General features: G+C 51.7%; 3 protein-coding genes. 1 reads left to right on the top strand and 2 read right to left on the bottom strand.

All coding sequences use genetic code 11. From position 1 onward, the window contains the following. Positions 1 to 411: 411 nt before the first annotated feature. The gene (locus QP888_RS10935; protein ID WP_284813586.1) at positions 412 to 744 is read left to right on the top strand and encodes an IS3 family transposase; all 333 of its coding nucleotides are present in this window, start codon (positions 412 to 414) and stop codon (positions 742 to 744) included. Positions 745 to 858: 114 nt separating this feature from the next. Here the strand turns inward: QP888_RS10935 and QP888_RS10930 are convergent, their stop codons facing one another. Next, the gene (locus tag QP888_RS10930) at positions 859 to 1017 is read right to left on the bottom strand and encodes a hypothetical protein (protein ID WP_284813585.1); all 159 of its coding nucleotides are present in this window, start codon (positions 1015 to 1017) and stop codon (positions 859 to 861) included. Between the two features lie 231 nt (positions 1018 to 1248). Further along, entirely contained in the window at positions 1249 to 1485 is a 237-nt protein-coding gene (locus QP888_RS10925) for an integrase catalytic domain-containing protein (RefSeq protein WP_284813584.1), read from the bottom strand. Positions 1486 to 1780 lie beyond the last annotated feature (295 nt).

The raw sequence follows: 1780 nt of genomic DNA, 5'->3' as shown, positions 1-1780 counted from the left end.
ACCACCAGCAGAAAAGAAATAGCTGCCTAATCATTAGGTAGCTCCACTACGTGTCCACGATTTGCGGGCAACCCCAGCGTCTATGCTTGGGCCCAACGATTCCGTGAGGAAGGAAAGTGGGGCTTGATGAGCGCAACTGAACGCAAATAGTCAGCTGGCATCGTAACTGACAAAGCCTTGGCAAGCTCGCTTCCAGATGATGCGATAGAGCTGAAGAAGCTGGCAGCGCGACTATCAGCGCACAAGGACGTGTGAGAAAAAGAGCTGGAAGAAATAGAAAAGACGACAGCATCGAGACCCAACCAATCTCGGTGACAGGCTCAAAACTATTGTGGTCGATGCGTTGCGGTGTGCTTTTTGCGATTTCACTACTGCTTGACATCGCCAGGCTATCGTCGCGTATGGAGGCAATTGCAGCAATCAGGAATCAAGGTCAGCGAGAAAGTTGCGCGTCGAACGATTGCTGAGCACAGGCGATTGACAATGATGCGCCTGCCAAGACATCGGTTTGCTCGTTCAATGTCGAAGAAAGGGTGCTCACCTGATATTTCGGCGTGCGAAGGATTGTTCGGCCGAATGAAAAATGAGATGTTTTATGGGCGAAAATGGCGCCAAAGTGAGGAATTAGATAAAGCGATTGTTGAATATGTCGAGTTCTATAACGAACGAAGAATCAGGCTTGAGTTCGGTGGTTTAAGCATCAATCAACGGCGTCGCAAGCTGCTACTTTTGAATATTCCTTAAAAATGTCCGCATCCCCGAGCGCATACGACTGCTCCCCATTAGAGATAACTGATTTCTCAGTCCAACTAATGGGGAGTAGTGTAATTGCTCTTGGGGTGTTTACGGCTTTATACTTTAGAAGCCGAGGATGGAGCGGAAGAACCCATTCAGTGCGTCTGGGATGAGGTATGGCAGCTGGCGGAAGAATAGGCTTCCTTGCTCCAAGATGTCCCATCCGTTGGAGACGGCGGAGTGAGCTGCTTCGTGTGCGTTGCTTACGAGGTCTACAATCATTGTTTTCCTTTCAACGTTGAATACTTGAAAACACTGTACATCTCTGTTGTGTACACTGTGCATCCTATTACATCTGATGTGTTTTTCAAATCATGGGCAGGGCTGGTTTTTGGGCCGGGCGCTGTGACCAGAGTCGCAGGCGGCGTGACGCATGGGCGGGGCGTCGAATATCTCGTCTTCTAGCATCTCGTCACGTAGTCGGTTGTGGAAGGACTCGACACACCCGTTATGTCAGGGCATTGTCGGTGGGATGATCGCTTCAACAGTGTCGTGCTTGGCTGCCCATTGATTGAGTTCATGGCTGATAAACTCCGGGCCGTTATCCATGCCTAACACCCGAGGCCTGCCGCGGCACACCGCGGTTAAACTCTCCAGCAGGTCAATCACTGCCGTGTGGGTCATTGACCGAGCGGGCTCGACACCACCATGCTCACCGGTGAACTCGTCGATCCCGTTACATCTCTTCAAAGGCTGTGCTCTGGTAGTTGCTATTGAACTGGAAGTCCAACGCCTATACGTGCCCCGGGCACGCCGCTGGTTGCGTGCGGGGTGTTGGCACGGGCAAGCACCGTCGCTGCGGAAGACGCGATCAAAGCGCATGGTCTATTTAATCCAGCCCAGACCACAGGTGAGCCGGTAGTTGATTGGTGGTTCTAGCCAATCAGATTCGAAGTCAGTTGAGGGGTTGGTGTGGGCGGGGTTTTTCGGACCGGATGACTTAACATAGGAGACCATAACGACCGACCAGGTCAGAAAGATATGG

It is taken from the genome of Corynebacterium sp. MSK297 (genome assembly GCF_030232885.1).
In the GTDB taxonomy this organism is placed as follows: Bacteria; Actinomycetota; Actinomycetes; order Mycobacteriales; family Mycobacteriaceae; genus Corynebacterium.
The sequence above is the reverse complement of the archived record's forward strand: the minus strand, read 5'-3'. Positions and strand labels throughout refer to the sequence as shown.